At 68.7% G+C, this 17,517-nt stretch carries 11 protein-coding genes; 3 read left to right on the top strand and 8 right to left on the bottom strand.

The annotated features are described in order from the left end of the window. Positions 1 to 303 precede the first annotated feature (303 nt). The 3 genes from Q7X29_RS02310 (at position 304) to Q7X29_RS02300 (ending at position 2,428) form a co-directional block, all read left to right on the top strand. The gene (locus Q7X29_RS02310; protein ID WP_218721235.1) at positions 304 to 951 is read left to right on the top strand and encodes a hypothetical protein; all 648 of its coding nucleotides are present in this window, start codon (positions 304 to 306) and stop codon (positions 949 to 951) included. 237 nt (positions 952 to 1,188) lie between these two features. Further along, a complete protein-coding gene (locus tag Q7X29_RS02305; protein WP_218721234.1) occupies positions 1,189 to 1,686 on the top strand; it encodes a peptidylprolyl isomerase in 498 nt (165 codons plus the stop codon). A gap of 175 nt (positions 1,687 to 1,861) precedes the next feature. Further along, positions 1,862 to 2,428, top strand: coding sequence for a Uma2 family endonuclease (locus Q7X29_RS02300; RefSeq protein WP_218721233.1), 567 nt, complete (start codon positions 1,862 to 1,864; stop codon positions 2,426 to 2,428). Between the two features lie 50 nt (positions 2,429 to 2,478). Here the strand turns inward: Q7X29_RS02300 and Q7X29_RS02295 are convergent, their stop codons facing one another. The 8 genes from Q7X29_RS02295 to Q7X29_RS02260 form a co-directional block, all read right to left on the bottom strand. Next, positions 2,479 to 4,023 carry an acyl-CoA carboxylase subunit beta gene (locus Q7X29_RS02295; RefSeq protein WP_218721232.1) on the bottom strand — a complete coding sequence of 515 codons (1,545 nt, stop codon included), beginning with the start codon at positions 4,021 to 4,023 and terminating at the stop codon, positions 2,479 to 2,481. Then, the gene (gene pks13, locus Q7X29_RS02290) at positions 4,020 to 9,257 is read right to left on the bottom strand and encodes a polyketide synthase Pks13 (RefSeq protein ID WP_316573151.1); all 5,238 of its coding nucleotides are present in this window, start codon (positions 9,255 to 9,257) and stop codon (positions 4,020 to 4,022) included. The genes Q7X29_RS02295 and pks13 overlap by 4 nt, the downstream gene beginning before the upstream one ends. A gap of 95 nt (positions 9,258 to 9,352) precedes the next feature. Continuing rightward, positions 9,353 to 11,269 carry a long-chain-fatty-acid--AMP ligase FadD32 gene (gene fadD32, locus Q7X29_RS02285; RefSeq protein ID WP_218721230.1) on the bottom strand — a complete coding sequence of 639 codons (1,917 nt, stop codon included), beginning with the start codon at positions 11,267 to 11,269 and terminating at the stop codon, positions 9,353 to 9,355. A 211-nt stretch (positions 11,270 to 11,480) separates the two neighbouring features. Beyond that, positions 11,481 to 12,500 (bottom strand): LLM class F420-dependent oxidoreductase, encoded by a 1,020-nt coding sequence (locus Q7X29_RS02280; RefSeq protein WP_218721229.1) that lies wholly within the window; start codon positions 12,498 to 12,500, stop codon positions 11,481 to 11,483. Between the two features lie 217 nt (positions 12,501 to 12,717). Next, a complete protein-coding gene (locus Q7X29_RS02275; RefSeq protein ID WP_394358656.1) occupies positions 12,718 to 13,713 on the bottom strand; it encodes a cutinase family protein in 996 nt (331 codons plus the stop codon). Next, a complete protein-coding gene (locus tag Q7X29_RS02270) occupies positions 13,707 to 14,222 on the bottom strand; it encodes a DUF732 domain-containing protein (protein WP_218721227.1) in 516 nt (171 codons plus the stop codon). The genes Q7X29_RS02275 and Q7X29_RS02270 overlap by 7 nt, the downstream gene beginning before the upstream one ends. A 113-nt stretch (positions 14,223 to 14,335) precedes the next feature. Next, positions 14,336 to 16,135, bottom strand: coding sequence for an alpha/beta hydrolase-fold protein (locus tag Q7X29_RS02265; RefSeq protein ID WP_316573243.1), 1,800 nt, complete (start codon positions 16,133 to 16,135; stop codon positions 14,336 to 14,338). A 186-nt stretch (positions 16,136 to 16,321) separates the two neighbouring features. Further along, complete coding sequence (locus Q7X29_RS02260) at positions 16,322 to 17,356, bottom strand: alpha/beta hydrolase (protein ID WP_255588563.1); 1,035 nt, start codon at positions 17,354 to 17,356, stop codon at positions 16,322 to 16,324. Positions 17,357 to 17,517 lie beyond the last annotated feature (161 nt).

Raw genomic sequence — 17,517 nt, 5'->3', positions numbered from 1 at the left:
CCGCTATGCGAATCCGCTATCGATCCAGGTCCGGGCGAGGCGGCCAACCGTCGAGCGGGTGCGGCACAGGAGTTTTTCGATGGTACCAGTGTGCACGGTGCATATAGCTACGAAAAGGGGTAACTGTTACAGACGGTAACAGGTCCCACATTTTAAATGCGGGGCGATTTCCCGGAGGCCGAAACGCGAAGGTTCCCGAATGAAATGGTAGTCCCGAATTGCGCGCTACAGAATTACGGCCTTCGTACTCTTGAACACGACATCTTCACATCCCGGAGATGTCGAATTCACCAAGGAGTACGCATGTTCCACAGCAACTTCTTCGCACGCACCGCAGTGGCGACCGCCGGGTGCGCGATCGCGGCCGCGTCGCTGGGCATCGGCCCCGCCGCGGCCCAGGCCTCGACGACGGTCAGCCCGGCCGGCGCCGCGGTCCAGGCCACCAACCAGGGTGTGGTCAAGGCCGTGGCGGGTGGCGTCACGATCACCTGTACGACCTCGACCGCGACCGGCACCGTGCCGGCCGCGCCCGGCAACACCAACCCGAGCGGCCCGGTCACCGTGCCGATCAGCGCGCCCAGCTTCACCGGCTGCTCGACCAGCATGTGGGGCGTCAGCGCGACCGTGACGACGAGCGGCAGCTGGTCGATCACGGGCCAGAACGGGTCGCCGATCGCGGGCTCGATCAACGTCCCGACCGGTGGCATGGTCATCCAGACCAGCGGTCTGGCGTCGTGCAAGGTGGTCGTCGCGCCCACCGCGCCCGCCGCGCTCGCGGGCACCTGGACCAACGGCAACCCGTCGACGGTGCAGGCCACGAATTCCCCGGCCCCCATCAAGGTGACCGGTGGCTTCGGCTGCCCGACCAGCGCGACAACGGGGTCGGTGACCGGTGTCTACAAGGTCACCAACACCACCACCCCGTCGGTGCCGATCACGGTCGGCCCCTGATAATTCCGGGGTGAATTCGAATCGACCGGCCGGTCGGCTCGAATTCGGTGAATTACCCGGATGTGTATAAAAGGAACCCGCGTGCGTCTCGCACTCGCACGCGGGTTCCCCACACATCCTAGGCAATATTCGCGCCGGGTGCCGCCCACCGGGCACCCGGCCGCGATTTCGCCACCGGCCCGCGGTGGTTCGGACCCCGGTCTCTTCCCGACCCCTCCCCTCCCTAGACTCGACGGCATGACCAAGGTGAATCTCGAAACCAACTACGGACAGATCGTGCTCGAGTTGGACGACCAGGCCGCGCCGAACACGGTCGCCAACTTCGTGAACTATGTGAACGCCGGCCACTACAACGGCACCGTGTTCCACCGCGTCATCCCCGGTTTCATGGTGCAGGGCGGCGGGTTCGAGCCCGGCCTGAAGCAGAAGCCCACGCAGGCGCCGATCCAGAACGAGGCCACCAACGGCCTCAAGAACGACAAGTACACCGTCGCGATGGCCCGCACCAACGACCCGCACTCGGCCACCGCCCAGTTCTTCATCAACGTCTCCGACAACGCCTTCCTCAACCACACCGCCCCGCAGGGCCAGGGCTGGGGCTACGCCGTCTTCGGCAAGGTCGCCGAGGGCACCGAGGTCGTCGACAAGATCGCCGCCGTCTCCACCGGCAACGCGGGCCCCCACCAGGACGTCCCGGTCGACGACGTCATCATCGAATCCGCCACCGTCGCCTGATCTTTCGACGTCGAGTCGGGCCGTCATCGTCAACGACGAGGGCGGCCCCGACCCGTATGACAACCGTGACGGCGCAGCCAGTGAGCACTCGGACCTACATCGAGGAACAGCGCGCTCGAGTAAACTGTGTCCAGCGGGTCGAGCCCGCACCGATAGTGTCCGGGAGGAGCGCGTGATGACTGCCGAGACAGCGCTGCCCGCGTGGATGCATCAGCAGATCACGGCAGCGGAGTACGACTCCTGGTCCGAGGAGCAGAGTGCGGGTATCGAGATCGTCGACGGGATGGTCGTTGTGAGCCCGAGCGCGTCGAAGCGCCACAACCGGTTGGCCCGGATGCTGGCGAATGCGCTGGATGCCGCATCCGGACCGGACTGGAACGCCGACATCGACTTCGACGTCCGGCTCCAAGATGTTCCGCTCACCAATCGCCGCCCGGACGTCGTGGTCTATCGCGCGGACACCATCGACCTCACCCCTACCCGCCCCGAACATGTGCTGCTCGTCGCGGAAGTCGTCTCGCCCGGTTCGGAGACCACCGACCGGATTGTGAAGGTCGACCAGTACGCCAGGGCCGGCATCGCCTTCTACTGGCGGATCGAACAAGCAGCGACCGGTGTCCCGCTGGTCTACACCTACGTCCTCGACCCGGCGACCATGGCCTATCGGACCGGTGACATGTTCACGGGCGTCGTCAAGGTCTCGGCTCCGTTCCCCGTGGAGATCGACCTCGGCGCGATCTGATCGCACGGGTCCGGCCGACGACTTCCACTGGCTCGGCGGGCTGGCAGGTACTACAGGGGCAGGACGTGGTGCTTGCGGGGGTTGCGCTGGATCTTCTTGTCCTGGAGGAGCTTCAGGGCTCGGCGGATCTCGAGGCGGGTGGTGGCCGGTTCGATGACCGCGTCGATGAAACCGCGTTCGGCGGCTACCCAGGGGGTGGCGATATTGGCGTTGTAGAAATCGATCAGGTTCTGGCGGATGGCGGCGCGCTGGTCCTCGGGGGCGGCCGCGATCTGGGCGGCGCCGAGCAGGCTGACGGCGCCCTCGGCGCCCATGACCGCGAGGCGGGCCGTCGGCCAGGCCAGGTTGATGTCGGCGCCGAGCTGCTTGGAGCCCATCACCGCGTAGCCGCCGCCGTAGGACTTGCGGACCACCAGGGTGATCTTGGGGACCGAGGCCTCCACGTAGGAGAACAGGAAGCGGCCGCCGCGCTTGATCACGCCGACCTTCTCCTGCTCGACGCCCGGCAGGAAGCCGGGGGTGTCGACGACGAAGATCAGCGGGATCTCGAACGCGTCGCACAGGCGCACGAAATGCGAGGCCTTGTCGGACGCGCGCGCGTCCAAGGCGCCGGCCGAGGCCAGCGGCTGGTTGGCGACGACACCGACGGTGTTGCCGTCGACGCGGGAGAAACCGGTGATGATGTTCTGGCCGGTCTCGGCGCTGATCTCCTTGAACTCACCGTCGTCGAAGATGCGCAGCAGGATGTCGTGCATGTCGTAGCCGGCGTTGTCCGAGTCCGGCATGAGCGTGTTCAGCTCGCGGTCGGAGTCGGTGATCTCCGGCTCCAGGCCGGGATTCACCACCGGCGGCAGTTCCTGGCAGCTGCTCGGCATGTAGCCCAGGTACTCGCGCACCCAGGTGAACGCCGCCTCCTCGTCCTTGGCGACGTGGTGGATGTTGCCGTACTCGGCCTGCGTGCGCGCCCCACCGAGCTCCTCGAGGCTGACGTCCTCGCCGGTGACCTCTTTGATGATCTTCGGGCCGGTCACGAACATGTGCGCCGACTCGGTCGCCACCACCACATCGGTGCAGATCGGCTCGTACACCGCGCCACCGGCGCAGTTGCCGAGGATCAGCGAGACCAGCGGCACCATGCCCGACAGCGGCTCCAGGTTGGTCGCCATCCACGCGTACCAGGCCAGCGAGCTGATCGCCTCCTGCACGCGCGCGCCACCGGAATCGTTGATACCGACCAGCGGGATGCCGACCTTGGACGCGTACTGCATGATCCCGCACAGCTTGCGGCCGAACGCCTCACCGACCGAACCGCCGTACACGGTCTGGTCGTGCGAGAACACCGCCACAGGACGGCCCTCGACCAGACCGTGCCCGACGACGACACCGTCACCGTAGAGCGCGGTCGGGTCACCCGGCTTGCGGACCAGCGCGCCGATCTCGACGAACGTGCCCGGGTCCATCAACATGTCGATGCGAGCCCTGGCGCTGGGAATGCCCTTCCGCGCGCGCTTCTCGATCCCCTTCGCACCCGCGGGCTCTTTGGCGAGCTCGAGGCGCTGCTGTAGATCGACAAGCTTTTCGGCGGTAGTGCTCACTTCTCTCCCTTGGCGGAAATCGCGGCCAGCTTGGCGGCGAGGTCGGCCCCGATCTGGCCGATCCGCGGTTCGTCGACGATCTGCAGGTGGTCGCCCGGGATGTGGACGATCTCCAGGTTCGGGACGTATTCGTCCCAGCCGCCGTTGGGCTTGCGGTCGGCGAAGCGGGGCTCGAGCTCGATCGCACCGTCGTGGTAGCGATCGGCCAGGTAGAGCACCACGTCACCGTCGTACTTGCGGGGGCGCACCTGCTGCAGCGCGCGGTTCTCGATCCACGAGGTGCGCTGGTGTTCGAGCACACCACCGGGGATCTTCGCGCCCGACAGCTTGATCAGGTCGCTGATCATCGAGAACTGCTCGGCGTCGGAGGCCGCCGCCAGTTCCTCGATCTGGTCGCGGTCGAGTTCGGCGGGCACGTTGTAGGTCTTCTTGGCGAAGGCCTGGTAGCGCTCGAGGCGACGCACGCGTTCCTCGGGGCTGTTGTCCTCGTCCTCGACGGTCATCGCCAGGTCGATCAGGCCGACGTAGCGCACGTCGGCGCCTTCCTCCCGCAGCAGCTGACCCACCTGCAGCGCCAGCACCGCGCCCAGCGACCAGCCGTACAGCACGTACGGGCCGTCGCCCTGGATCTTGCGCAGCTCGGGCAGGTACTGGCGGGCACGCTCCTCGATCGAGCCGTCGACTCGCTCGATGCCGTACATCGGGGTGTCGGCGGGCAGCCGCTTGAGCAGCGGCTCGTAGACCAGGGTGTTGCCGCCGGCCGGGTGGAACACGAATACCGGGGTGGCGGTGGAACCCTCGACGCGGGCCCGCAGCGGACGGATGAAGCCGTCCACGTCGGCACCGCTGTCTTGCAGGTTGCGCACGATCTCGGAGAGCTGCTCGATGGTCTCGCAGTCGAGCACGTCGTCGACGGTGACCTCGGCGCCCACCCGCTCGGTGAGGCGAGCCGCCATCTTCTCGGCGACCTCCTCCTCCAGAATCGGGAGGGTGTTGAAGATGCCGCCCGGCGAGGTGCCGGTGACCACGGCCCAGGTCGCGTAGGCGAGTCGCTCGGCAGCGTCACGTGGCGGAACGTTGTCCTCGTCCCCGGCCGGGGCCGAGTAGTCGACATCCGGCACGACCGCCGCGACCTCGGCAGGCGCGGTGTCCGTCGAAACCGGCTCGGCGGCAGCGGTATCGGCTGCCACGGCGACGGAGTCCGAGGCAGCGGAAGCAGATTCGGCCGCAGCCGGGGTACCGGCGGCCTCCGACGGCAGGTCCGCGCCCGCGGCCTTGGCGGCGGCCAGCGGATCCCCACCGGCCGCGATCGCCGCGCGCGCGGCCTCGACGAAGCCGGCGTCCACGCCGATCTCGACGTCTTCACCGGCCGCCTTGGCCGCGGCCTGCTTCTCCGCCATCGCCGCGACCTCGTCGCGGTGCTCGATCGCGTAGCGCAGGACCTTGGAGACCTCGTTGAGGCTGGCGTCGCGCACGGCCGAGACCTGCAGCTGCGGGATGTCGAACTCGTACTCGACGCGGTTCTTGATGCGCATCGCCATCAGCGAGTCCAGGCCGAGCTCCATCAGCGGGATCTCCATCGGGAGGTCCTCGACGGCGTAGCCCATGGACTCGGCGACGATCACGCACAGCCGCTGTTCGACGGTCTCGCTGCCGTTGGGGTCCCAGCGGTCGCTGGTCGCCACGGCCACCTCGGCCGCGGTCGGCTCGGCGACGGCGGCCGGGACGGTCTCGGCGACAACGGGTTCGGGCAGCGCGGCACCGGAGGTGACGACCGCGTCGAACAGCAGCGTGAAACCGGTGGCGTCCTTGGCGTGCACCTGCACCGACGCACCACCGAGATGCGGGGTGAGGGTGGTGGTCAGGGTGCCGGTGCTCGGCAGCGCGGCATGCGGGTGCGAGACCGACACGGCGACATCGGAGAGCACCTGCGCGGCAGCGGCTTTCACCAGCGCGGCCAGATCGGTGACCGAGGCGGCCTGCACCTCCCAGGCGTGGCGGCCGTCGGGCATGGCGACGTGCGCGCCGGGCACCTTGGTGTTGCCGGGACCCGAGGACATGGCGACCTTGGGCCAGTACTCCTTGCGCACGAACGCGGTACGCGGCACGTCGGCGTAATCGCCCTCGGGCAGCAGCGAACTCAGGTTCACGGCGTGGCCGTGCACGTAGAGCTGGGCGAGCGCGCCGATGACACCGGCGGACTCGTCCTCCTTGCGCTTGAGCGTGGGGATGAGCTGCGCGTCGTGCACGCCCGCGGCGAAGGTGGTGCCCAGCACCTGCATCAGCGCGACGGAATTGGGCGCCAGCTCCAGGAACGTGGTGTGCCCGGAGTCGACGGCGGCCTTGATCGCGTTGGTGAAGTACACCGCGTGGCGCATGTTCTTCACCCAGTAGGGCTCGTCGTGGATCGGCTCGGAGCCGGGCTTGAAGTACAGGCCCTCGTGCACGGTCGAGTACAGGCCCGTTGTCAGCGAGGTCGGCTCGATGCCTGCCAGTTCGGCGGCCAGCTCGCCGAGCAGCGGGTCCATCTGCGAGGTGTGGCCCGCGCCGCGGGTGGGCAGGATGCGGGCGAACTTGCCCATGCCCTCCACCTCGGCGACGATCTGCTCGACCTGCTCGCGCGGGCCGCCGATGACGGTGTTGGTCGGCGCGGCGTACACCGCGCACTCCACGTCGGGGAAGCGCGGCAGCAGCTCGGCCACATCGTGGGCGCTGAGCTCGACCAGCGCCATATTGCGCACGTCGTCCTCGGTGATCATCTGCTCGCCCTCGCCCATCAGGCGCGAGCGGGCGCAGATCACGCGCACCGCGTCTTCCAGGCTCAGACCGCCCGCGATGTAGGCGCCGGCGACCTCACCCATCGAATGGCCCACCACCGCGGCGGGTTCGGCACCGTGGGCGCGCAGCACCGCGGCCAGACCCAGCTGGGTGGTGAAGATGCCGACCTGGCAGGTACCGACGTCGTAGTCCTGCTCGTCGTCAAGGAACATCTCACGGATCGAGTAACCCGCCTCGTCCTGCACCAGCTCGTCGACCTCGTCGACGGTCTTGCGGAAGATCGAGTTCTCGTTGTACAGCTGCTTGGACATCTTGCGGTGCTGCGCGCCGAAGCCGCACATCACCCAGACGGGGGCGTTGGTCGCCGGCGAATCGGCGGTGAACACGCCGGTGCCGGGCTTGCCCTCGGCGATGGCGCGCAAGCCGGTGACGGCCTCGGCGTGCGTCTTGGCCAGCACCACACCGCGCGAACGCTGGTGGCTGCGCTTGGCCAGCGCGCGGGCGACATCGACCAGCGGCACGTCCTTGCCCGGGCCCTCCAGCCAGTCGGCCAGTTCGGCGGCGGCGCGCTTGCGGCGCGAGGGCAGGTAGGCCGACACGGCGATGATGACCGGGAGCGGCTCGGCGCGCTCGCCGTCCCACTCGACGACGACCGGCTGCTCCGGCTCGGCGGCGGCCGCGGTGATCGCGGTGGCCTCGGCGACCACGTCGGTGGTCTCCTCGCCCTCGATCGCCTCGGCCGCGACCTGCTCGACCGTCACGTCCTCGACGACGGGCAGCGACGGCACGTACTCCTGGAGCACGACGTGGGCGTTGGTGCCGCCGAAGCCGAAGCCGGAGATGCCGACGGTCGCGACGCCGCTGTAGCGCGGGTACTCGGTGGGCTCGTCGACGACCTTGAGGTTGGCCTGCTCGAACGGGATGTACGGGCTCGGGCCCGCGTAGTTGATGTTCGGCGGAATCACGTTGTGCTGGAACGACATCAGCACCTTGGCCAGGCTCGCCGCGCCCGCGCCGGATTCCAGGTGGCCGAAGTTGGTCTTGGCGGAGCCGAGCAGCGCGGGCTTGTCGGCGTCGCGGCCGCGGCCGACGATGCGGGCCAGCGCCTCGGCCTCGATCGGGTCACCGATCGGGGTGCCGGTGCCGTGCGCCTCGATGTAGTCGACGGTGGAGGGGGCGATGCCCGCGTCGCGGTAGGCGGCGCGCAGGACGTCGGCCTGAGCCTCCGGGTTCGGCGCGAACAGGCCGTTGGAGCGGCCGTCGGAGTTCACCGCGGAACCCTTGATCACGCCCAGGATGTTGTCGCCGTCGCGCTCGGCGTCGACCAGGCGCTTGAGCACGACCAGACCCGCGCCCTCGGAGCGGACCATGCCGTCGGCGTCGTTGGAGAACGCCTTGATGTGACCGTCCTTGGCGACCGCGCCGTTCTTCTCGAAACCGAGGGTGATGACGGGGGCCAGGATCATGTTCACGCCACCGGCCAGCGCCACGTCGGCCTCGCCGTCGCGCAGCGCGCGTACGGCCTGGTGGACCGCGACGATGGTCGAGGAGCAGGCGGTGTCGACGGTGACCGACGGGCCACGGAAGTCGAAGAAGTAGGAGACGCGGTTGGCGATGATGCCGGTCGACGCGCCGAGCAGGGCGTAGGCCTCCGCCGAGATCGGCAGGCTCGGGTCCCGATCGCCGAGGCCGAGCGAGGCGATCAGCTGGAAATCGCTGCTGGACGAGCCGACGAACACGCCGACCTTCTCGCCCTTGAGCTCGCTGGCCGGGATGCGCGCGTGCTCGAGCGCCTCCCAGGTGAGCTCCATCATCAGCCGCTGCTGCGGGTCGACGCGCTCGACCTCGACCGGCGACATGGCGAAGAACTCGGCGTCGAAGCCCTTGACCACGTCCTGGTCCAGGTAGCCGCCGAGGGTGTTGGACTCGCGGACGGTCTGCGCCACCCCGGGATCGCCGAGGAACTCCGACCAGCGGCCCTCCGGCAGCTCACGGATCGCGTCACCGCGACCGATGATGAACTCCCAGGTCGACTCCGGGGTGCTGCCCGCGCCGGGCAGCCGGGTCGACAGGCCGACCACGGCGATGTCGTGCGTCTCGCCGGGCTGGTAGGCGGCCGCGTAGTCCTCGGTCTCCTCGGCGGGCAGCTCCGGCTCACCGTTGACGATGACCTCGGCCAGCGAGGCGATCGTCGGATGCTGATAGACCACCGTCGGGGTGAGGATGACGCCGGTCAGTTCCTCGATGTCACCACCGAGGGCGAGGGCATCGCGCGAGGCCAGCCCGAACTCCTCCATCGGCCGGTCGACGGTGATCGCGTCGATCGACTGCCCGGTCGCGTCGGCGACCCATTTGCGCAGCCATTCGCGCAGCTCGGCCACCGAGAGATCACCCGCCGGGGTGGTCTGCGCGGGAACTTCGGGGTTCTGGGTGGGCGTGCCCTCGTTGTCAGCCATCAATTCCTCAAGCTACCTGTCTGCGTACAGGGCGCGCCGTGGAATGACGCCCGACGTGCGCTCACGCCGGGCGTCGATCCGATCCGGTCGGCCGATTACTCTTCCGGTGCATCGGGGAAAGCCTGCTGGGTGTAACCACCGCGCAGCGTTCCCTCGAGGTAGGCGGCCTTGCAGGCCCGCCGGGCGATCTTTCCGCTGGAGGTACGCGGGATGGAACCCGCGGGTACGAGCAGGATGTCACGGGCGGTCACACCGTGCCGCAGCGAGACCGCCGCGCGCACCGCGTCGGCGATCGGGGCCGGGTCGGCCTTGCCCGCGCCGGGACCACGCTCGGCCACGATGACCAGCTGCTCGGACGCGTCGTCGGCGTCGAACTTCAGGCCGGAGTGGCTGTCGGCGGCGAAGACCTCGGCGGGCAGCTGGTTGGCGGGCACCGCGAAGGCGGCGACGAAACCGGGACGCAGCGCCTTGGACGCCTCCTGCGCGGAGAACTCCAGATCCTGCGGGTAGTGGTTGCGGCCGTCGACGATCACCAGGTCCTTGACGCGACCGGTGATGTAGAGCTCGCCGTCGAAGTACACGCCGTAGTCGCCGGTGCGCAGCCAGTCGGCGTCGAGCTCGGTGCCCTCGGCGTGGCTGCCCTCGGCGGCCCGCTCGGTGACCTTGTTGCGGAAGGCCTTGGTCGACTCGTCCGGGCGACCCCAGTAGCCGATGCCCATGTTGTTGCCGTGCAGCCAGATCTCACCGACGTGACCGTCGGGCAGCTCGCGGCCGCCCTCGGGGCGCTCCACCGTCTCGGGATCGATGATGGTGGCCCACTGCGACAGCGCGACATAACCGCACGCGACCTGCGCGATGGCGTTCTCGTGGGTCTGCTCGACCCGCACCATGCGACCGGCGTTCAGCTCGTGCCGGTCGACGTAGACGACCTTGGCCTCGTCCTCGGCCTTGGTCGCCGAGACGAACAGCGTCGCCTCCGCCATGCCGTAGCAGGGCTTGATCGCGGTCTTGGGCAGGCCGTAGGGCGCGAACGCCTCGTTGAACTTCTTCATCGACGACACGGTCACCGGCTCGGAGCCGTTGATCAGGCCGATCACGTTCGACAGGTCCAGCGACTCGCCCGCCTTCGGCAGACCACGCGCCGCGGCGTGCTCGAACGCGAAGTTCGGCGCGGCCGCGAAGGTGCCCGCACCGTCGGAGACGGCGGCCAGCTCGTTGATCCAGCGCGACGGGCGGCGCACGAAGGCGCTCGGCGACATGATGGTGATGTAGCGGCCGCCGACCGCGGGCAGGATGACCGTCAGCAGGCCCATGTCGTGGAACAGCGGCAGCCAGGTGACGCCGCGCGAGTTCCAGTCCAGGTTGATCGCCTTGACCATCTGCAGCAGGTTGGTGCCGACCGCGCGGTGGGTGATCTCCACGCCCGCGGGCACCCGGGTGGAACCCGAGGTGTACTGCAGGTAGGCGATGTCGTCGATCGCGGTGTCGGGGCGGACCCAGGACTCCCCGAGGGTGTCCGGGATCGCGTCGACGGCGATGATGCGCGGACGCTGCGCGGCGGGCAGCGAACGGAAGAACTGGCGGACACCGGCGGCCGAGGAGGTCGCGGTGAGGATCGCCGACGGCTCACAGTCGCCGAGCACGGCGTGCAGGCGGTCGGTGTGACCCGGCTCGTCGGGATCGAACAGCGGCACGGCGATGGTGCCCGCGTAGATCGCCGCGAAGAAGGAGATCACGTAGTCCAGGCCCTGCGGCGCGAGGATCGCGACCCGGTCGCCCGGGTTGGTCACCTGCTGCAGGCGAGCGGCCACCGCGCGCAGCCGAACTCCGAACTCCTGCCAGGTCAGCTCGTGCACCTCGCCATCGCGTTCCCGCGAGTAGTCGATGTAGCGGTACGCGAGCGTGTTCGCATCGTTACGGGTGTGCTTCTCGACGTGATCGACCAGGGTCCGACCCTCGGGAATCACAATGTTCCCGGTCTCGTCCAGGTAGTCGTCGAAAGTCTCTTCCATTCCTTCTTCTCCTCCGAGGCCCAGACACCGGTGAATTCTCCCAACGCATTACGGCGTTGACACCCGTGAGGCCCCGACTCGCTATCGCCACCGGCCCCCGGAACACGCCGTGCGTGCGTCCTGACAACCTGCGGATTTTCGAGCGGTCTGCGCGGTGACCGCTATCGGCTAGATGTTCTCAAACCAGAGTCATGTTACAGAGAACCCCCGCTCAGTCCTCCCGCAGCAGCGGAATGACAGGCGCGAAAGCGTCCATCTGGGTGGGGAAGATGCCCACATAGGACATCGACGTGAGTTCGCGCACACGCTTGACCTGTTCGGCGATCTCCTCGAAGGTGCCGATCGCGATGTAGGGCGAACTCAGGATCTGCTCGGCGGTGAGCTCCACGTCGACCTCGAGATCGGGGTGCAGGCCGCGTTCGATCGCGCGCAGCGCCATCTCCGCGGTCTTCTCCCGGTCGTCGGTGATGACGATCGCGGTGATCGCCCAGTTCAGTTCGATGTCGGCGAACCGGTCGCCGGCAGCCTCCTTGACGATGTTGACCTTCTCGATCGTCTTCTCCAGCGTGATGCCGGACAGCAGACCCTTACCGTTCTTCGTGGTCTGCGGGACGATCGAGACGATGTCGGCGTGCTTGGCCGCCAGCGCCAGCATCTTCGGGCCACCGCCACCGGTACACAGCGGGGGACGAGGGCCCTGCCGCGGTCGGGGGGTGCCCTTGATGCCACGCACCTGGTAGTGCTTGCCCTCGAAGTTGCACTCCTGGCCACGCAGCAGCGTGTCCAGGATGGTCAACGACTCGTCGAGCTTCTCCAGCCGGATGCCGGGGCGCTCGTACGGGATGCCCGCGTTCTCGAACTCTTCCTTGATCCAGCCCGCGCCGACGCCGACCTCGAGCCTGCCCTTGGACAGCACGTCGATGGTGGCCAGGTCCTTGGCCAGCACGACGGGGTGCCGGAAGCCGTTCGCCAGCACCGAGGTGCCGAGGCGGATCTTGTCGGTCGCCTGGGTGAGTGCGCCCAGCGCCGCGATCGGACCGATCTGGTCGCCCAGGTGATCGGGGACGACGAAGGTGTCGTACCCCATCTCCTCGGCCTGCTGCGCAGTCTGGACGAACTTGCGTGCGCCGCCCTCCTGCTTGTTGCCCTCGCCCGCCGCCGCGAAGCGGAACGGACGCAGCGGCGTACCCAGCGCGGTCAACTCACCGACGGGTGCGGCAGCTTCGGTCATGAACTCATCGCTCCTGGCTGTTGCACGCTGCGCGTGCTAGGCGGTGTATTCGGGCCACCGGCTACTCCGCGGTAGCAGAGAAGACGGCGCGATCATCAGCGCACTTTACAGCGTGTGGGCGAATGGGAGTGCGGATGTCACAGCGAGGCATGATCCATGGCAATCACACACCCGCTGTGACTGTGACAACTCCGCCAATCCGGTTCGGCGGGAAGACTCAGGAATGCGGCGGATGCGGCGCGTTCTCGATGAGTCCGGCCGCCCAGTTCACCGTCCACTGGGTCGCGGTGGTGCCCTGTCCGTCCACGGTGTTGCTGGCGTAGAGCGCGTGCACCGGGTTGCCCGCCGAGCGGATCAGCGCGCCCAGGCTGCCCAGGGCATTGGCCGGGTTGAGGGCCTCGCGCGGCGCGTCGCAGATCATGTCGCCGGGCGCGCAGATCGAGTTCACCTTCGACGCCAGCGAGCCGAACCCACCGGGGCGCGGGCCGGTCATGCTGATGCCGGGCACGTTGACCCCCTTGAGCGCCACCTCGGCGCCCTGGCCCGCCGGCGGCGGATCGCCGATCTCGGTGGGCTGGCCGGGGCCGGTGTCGGCGGTGCGACGGCCGTCGGCGATCACCGTCACGCCGAGCACCTTGTCGGCCGGGACCGGCCCGTTGCCCATGCCGATCTGCGCGGCGACGTCACCGGCGATGACGGCGCCCTGCGAGAACCCGGCGATGACGTAGGTGGTCAGCGGGCACTGCTGGTGCCGCTGGGCCAGGATGTCGGTGGCCCGCGCGGTGCCCTCGGTGCGGCTGTTGTTGTAGGAGGCCTGACCGTCCGGCGGGAAGGCGATCGGGTTCGAGAACTGGGCCACGTAGGGCACCGTGTACACCTCGAGCCGGTCGTCCGGGAACTGCGCGCGCAGCGGCCCCGACACACTGAGCATCAGCGAGATCGGGTTGGCCTGCGGGTTGTACGGATCGTCGTTGCTGGCCGACTCCCAGGTGCCCGGGATCGAGAGCAGCATCACATCGGGGCAGTCCGCCGACTGCGACGTCGGTGGCGGCGGCCCGGGCGGCGTCGGCCCGGGCTCCCGCAACCGGCCGGCGAGCAGATACCAGAGCAGCACGATGACGATGATCGCCAGGACGACCAGGGCCAGCACGGTCAGGCACCCCGCGGGCCAGAGCCTGCGGGTACGTCGCGTCGGTCGGGGGTTCACTAGCAGTAGGTGGCGGTCGCGGCGGCGATGTAGATCTGAGCTGCCTTGTTGACGTCCATCTTGGACTGGTCGAACGCGGTGTCGGTGCCCGCGATCGCCGCCACGTACGGGGCGATATCGGCATCGGAGGCACCGGTGGCGCGGCTGGAGCAGATGTAGCCCGCCGCGGTCAGCGCGATGTCCGGGCTGGCCGGGTTGATCCCGTTCTTGCTCAGCTCGGCCAGGAACGCCTTGTCCTTGTCGGAGGCGGGCGCGGACGCGGGCGTGGTCTCCGGCGCTGCCTGCGGCTGCTCGGGCGCGGCCGAGGACTCCGGCGCGGCGCTCGAGGTCGTCGGGTGGTCACCGTGACCGCCCGGCGCGGGCGCCTGGGAGGTCGCCGACGCGGCGGCGCTCGCGCTCGAGGAGAGAGTGGGCGTCTGCGACGCGGTCGAGTCGTTGCCACCACAGGCGGACAGCAGGGCGACGGCAGCCAGGGCCGCGACCGAACCGGCGGCCTTGCCAGGAATCCGATGCATGAAGATGTCTTTCCTCGATCGTTCGTCAGGGAAGCGGTCGCAGACCAGGCTAGCCGGACATCACCGGCCGCCGGGTACCGCGCGGCGAAGCTCAGAGAGTTCTCAGCCCGGGCTCACACCCCATGAACTTCGGGTTTGCCGTCCCGCACCACGATGAACCCGGTCTGAAAATTCTGCTGGATCCCACCGGGGACGGTGAACTCGTCGCTGACCGGATACCCCAGCCTGCCGTTCTCGAACCCCTGTGCGCCCCAGGCGTCGGCGACCGCGCCGTTGCGCACCGACCACGCGCCCGACAACGGGCTCCAGTAGATGTTGCCGCCCTCGAACCGGCTGTACCGGCCGAGATCCTTCAGCGGCGCCTCCTCGGCGAGCGGGAAGCCCAGCGGGCTGTTCTCGAAGCCGAGCGCGGCGTACTTGTCCAGGATGAAACCCTGCACCCGGTGCGCGCCGGTGGCCGGGCTGTAGAACATCGGGCCGTGCTCGAAGGCCTGCACCGAGCCGTCGCGGCTGGGCGTACGCGCTTCGGCGGCAACGGGATACCCGGCGGGCCCGCGCTCGAAGCCCTGTTTGCCCCACTCCTCCAGGAACGCGCCGCGCATCACCTGCGCGCCGGTCTGCGGCGTCCAGTAGATCGAGCCGCCCTCGAAGGTCTGCATGCGGCCGCGCCCGTCCGGCAGGCCCACCTCGTCACCGGTCGGCATGCCCAGCGGCGACGACGGCCCGCCGACACCGGCGTACGTGCCACCGATACGGCCCGCCACCGCGTGCGCGCCGGTCGCGGCGGAATGGAACACCCGACCGTTCTGGAAGTCCTGCACCATGCCCGCCGCCACCGGGTACTCCGCCGTCAGGCAGTTCCCCAGCCACGCCGCGGCCTGGGCGACCGGGCCGATCGCGCCGCCGGTACCGCACGCGGTGCCGCCGGGATCGGTGCCGAGCGCCGCGGCCGCCTGCGACCACGACTGCCGCATCTCGAAATCCCAGTACGGCCAGGTATGCGTGCCGGCGGGGCGGTAGTTCGCCTGCACCGGGATCGCGAGCTTCTCGAGCTTGGCGACGAAGTTCTGGGTCGACAGCCGCGACAGGATCTCCAGCCCGGTGCCTGCCCAGTTCTCGCTCAGCAGCGGCACCTCGCCCAGCTGGTCGTGACTGCCCGCGAGGCCGCTACCGCTGGAGACGTACATGCTCACGCCTTTGAGCTTGTCGGCGAGCAGATAAGGATCGTGCGCCGCCCACTCCGGCCCACCGGGCGGGCCCCACATCGACATCGCGTCGAAGCCGCCGGCGTCCTTGTTGGCGAAGGTGATCGCCTGCGGCATACCGAGAGTCGTGGTGGTCAGCAGGCCCGAGTACGAGGCCACGTACTTCATCAGGCCGGGATTGCGGCCCGCCAGGTTCATCGCGGCCGTGCCGCCCATCGACAGGCCCTGTACGCCACGCACATCCGTCGTGCGCCAATCCCGTTCGAGCAGCGGCGGGAGTTCCTTGGTCAGGAATGTCTCCCACTTGTAGGTGCGACCGTTGTCGGGCGCGAGCCAATCGGAGTACCAGCTGGACTGCCCGCCGACCGGCAGCACCACGTTGACGTTCTTGTCGGCGTAGAAGCCCTCGGCGTCGGCGTCCTTGGTCCAGCCGTTCTCGTCGTCCTGGGCGCGCAGACCGTCGAGCATCAGCAGCATCGGGAACTTCGCGTCGGGGCGGACGTTCCAGTCGCGCGCCAGCAGCATCTGCACCTGGATCGGGGTGTTCATCGCGGGCGAGTACACCCACATCGCCACCCGGCGATCGGAGAGCCATTCCACCCGTTGCACGCCCGCGACGCCGGTCTGCGCCTGCGCCTGGCCGGGTATGGCGACCGTCGGCGCGAGCAGCGCCGCGGTCATCGCCGCGATGCCGAGGATCCGCCGCATCGGCGCTCGGACACGATGTTTCAACACGCGCGACCCTCCTCATCCCCACCCTGGGACTGCCTCATCGTTGGTTGTACCGCAGTACCGGCCGATAACCCGGGAGGACACGCGAGCGCCCCACACAGCAAAAAGACCGGCTCACCCTGCGGGTGAGCCGGTCTTGTCAGCGTTGCTGAACGGAAACTGTCAGGCGCCCAGCGCGCCGAGGATCTGCGGACGCGCCTTCCACAGCTGGTCCTCCCAGTACTTCCAGGAGTGGGTGCCGTTGGCCGGGAAGTCGAAGGTGGCGGCGATGCCGAGCGACTTCAGGCGGCTCTGGAACGCCAGCGTGCTGACGAACGAGATGGCCTCGATGCCCATGGCGTTGGCGGTGTTGTAGACCCCGCCCAGGCCGGCCGGACGATCGTGCTGGCCGGGCAGGCCGTTGGCCGAGGAGATGAACATCGGCAGGCCACGCAGCTCGGGCGCGAAGACCATCGGGTCCATCCGCAGCCACGCCGGGCTCCACGGAGCGGCCATGGAGTCGACGTTGAAGCGGCCCGCGTCGAGCATCATCACGCGGATGGCCTCACGCATGCCGGGAGCACCCCAGTTCAGCGGGCCCGAGAGCGAGGACGCGTGCTTGAACTGGTCCCGGTGCAGCGCGGCCAGCCGCAGGGCGGCCGGGCCGCTCATCGACAGGCCGAGCACCGCGTTGTTGGTACGGGAGACGCCGTAGCCCTCGAGGAAGGCGGGCAGCTCCTCGGTCAGGAAGGTCTCCCACTTGTAGGTGGTCTTCTGGCCGTTGGTGTTGCTGGCCGAAACCCAGTCGGCGTACCAGCTGGACTGGCCACCGACCGGCATCACCAGGGTGACGTTGTCGTTGGAGAACTGCTGCATCGCGTTGGTCTCGAACGACCAAGCGTTCTTGTCGTCGCGGGCGCGCAGGCCGTCGAGCAGGTAGAGCGCGGCGTTGCCACCGTTGCGCGCCCACTGCACCTGGACCTTCACCGGGCCCATCTTCGACGGCACCATCAGCTCTTCGTAGCCACCGGCGGGCGCGCGCAGCGCCGGCACGGACGCGGGGGCGGCGAACGCCATCGGGGCCGCCCCTGCGGCGATCGGCAGCACGAGGGCTGCGGCGCCGACAGCTAGAATTCGATTACGCCAACCGCGAGATGCAACTCCCCGGGACGTGCCCGGCTGGTCACCCTTCGGCGCGGCGGCCTTGCCGAAACGCATGTGAATTCCGCTCTCTTTCTGCTGTTGTGGCATGCCAGACCCGTCTCCGACATCGCCCCGGATCCCGACAGTCCGGCCGATCAGACAGGTGAAACAACGATCTGGTCACACTTTCGCTCGCTGGAGGATATTCGACCCACGAATTACTTGCAAGGGCAACG

The organism is Nocardia canadensis (genome assembly GCF_032656385.1).
Lineage (GTDB): Bacteria > Actinomycetota > Actinomycetes > Mycobacteriales > Mycobacteriaceae > Nocardia > Nocardia canadensis.
The sequence above is the reverse complement of the archived record's forward strand: the minus strand, read 5'-3'. Positions and strand labels throughout refer to the sequence as shown.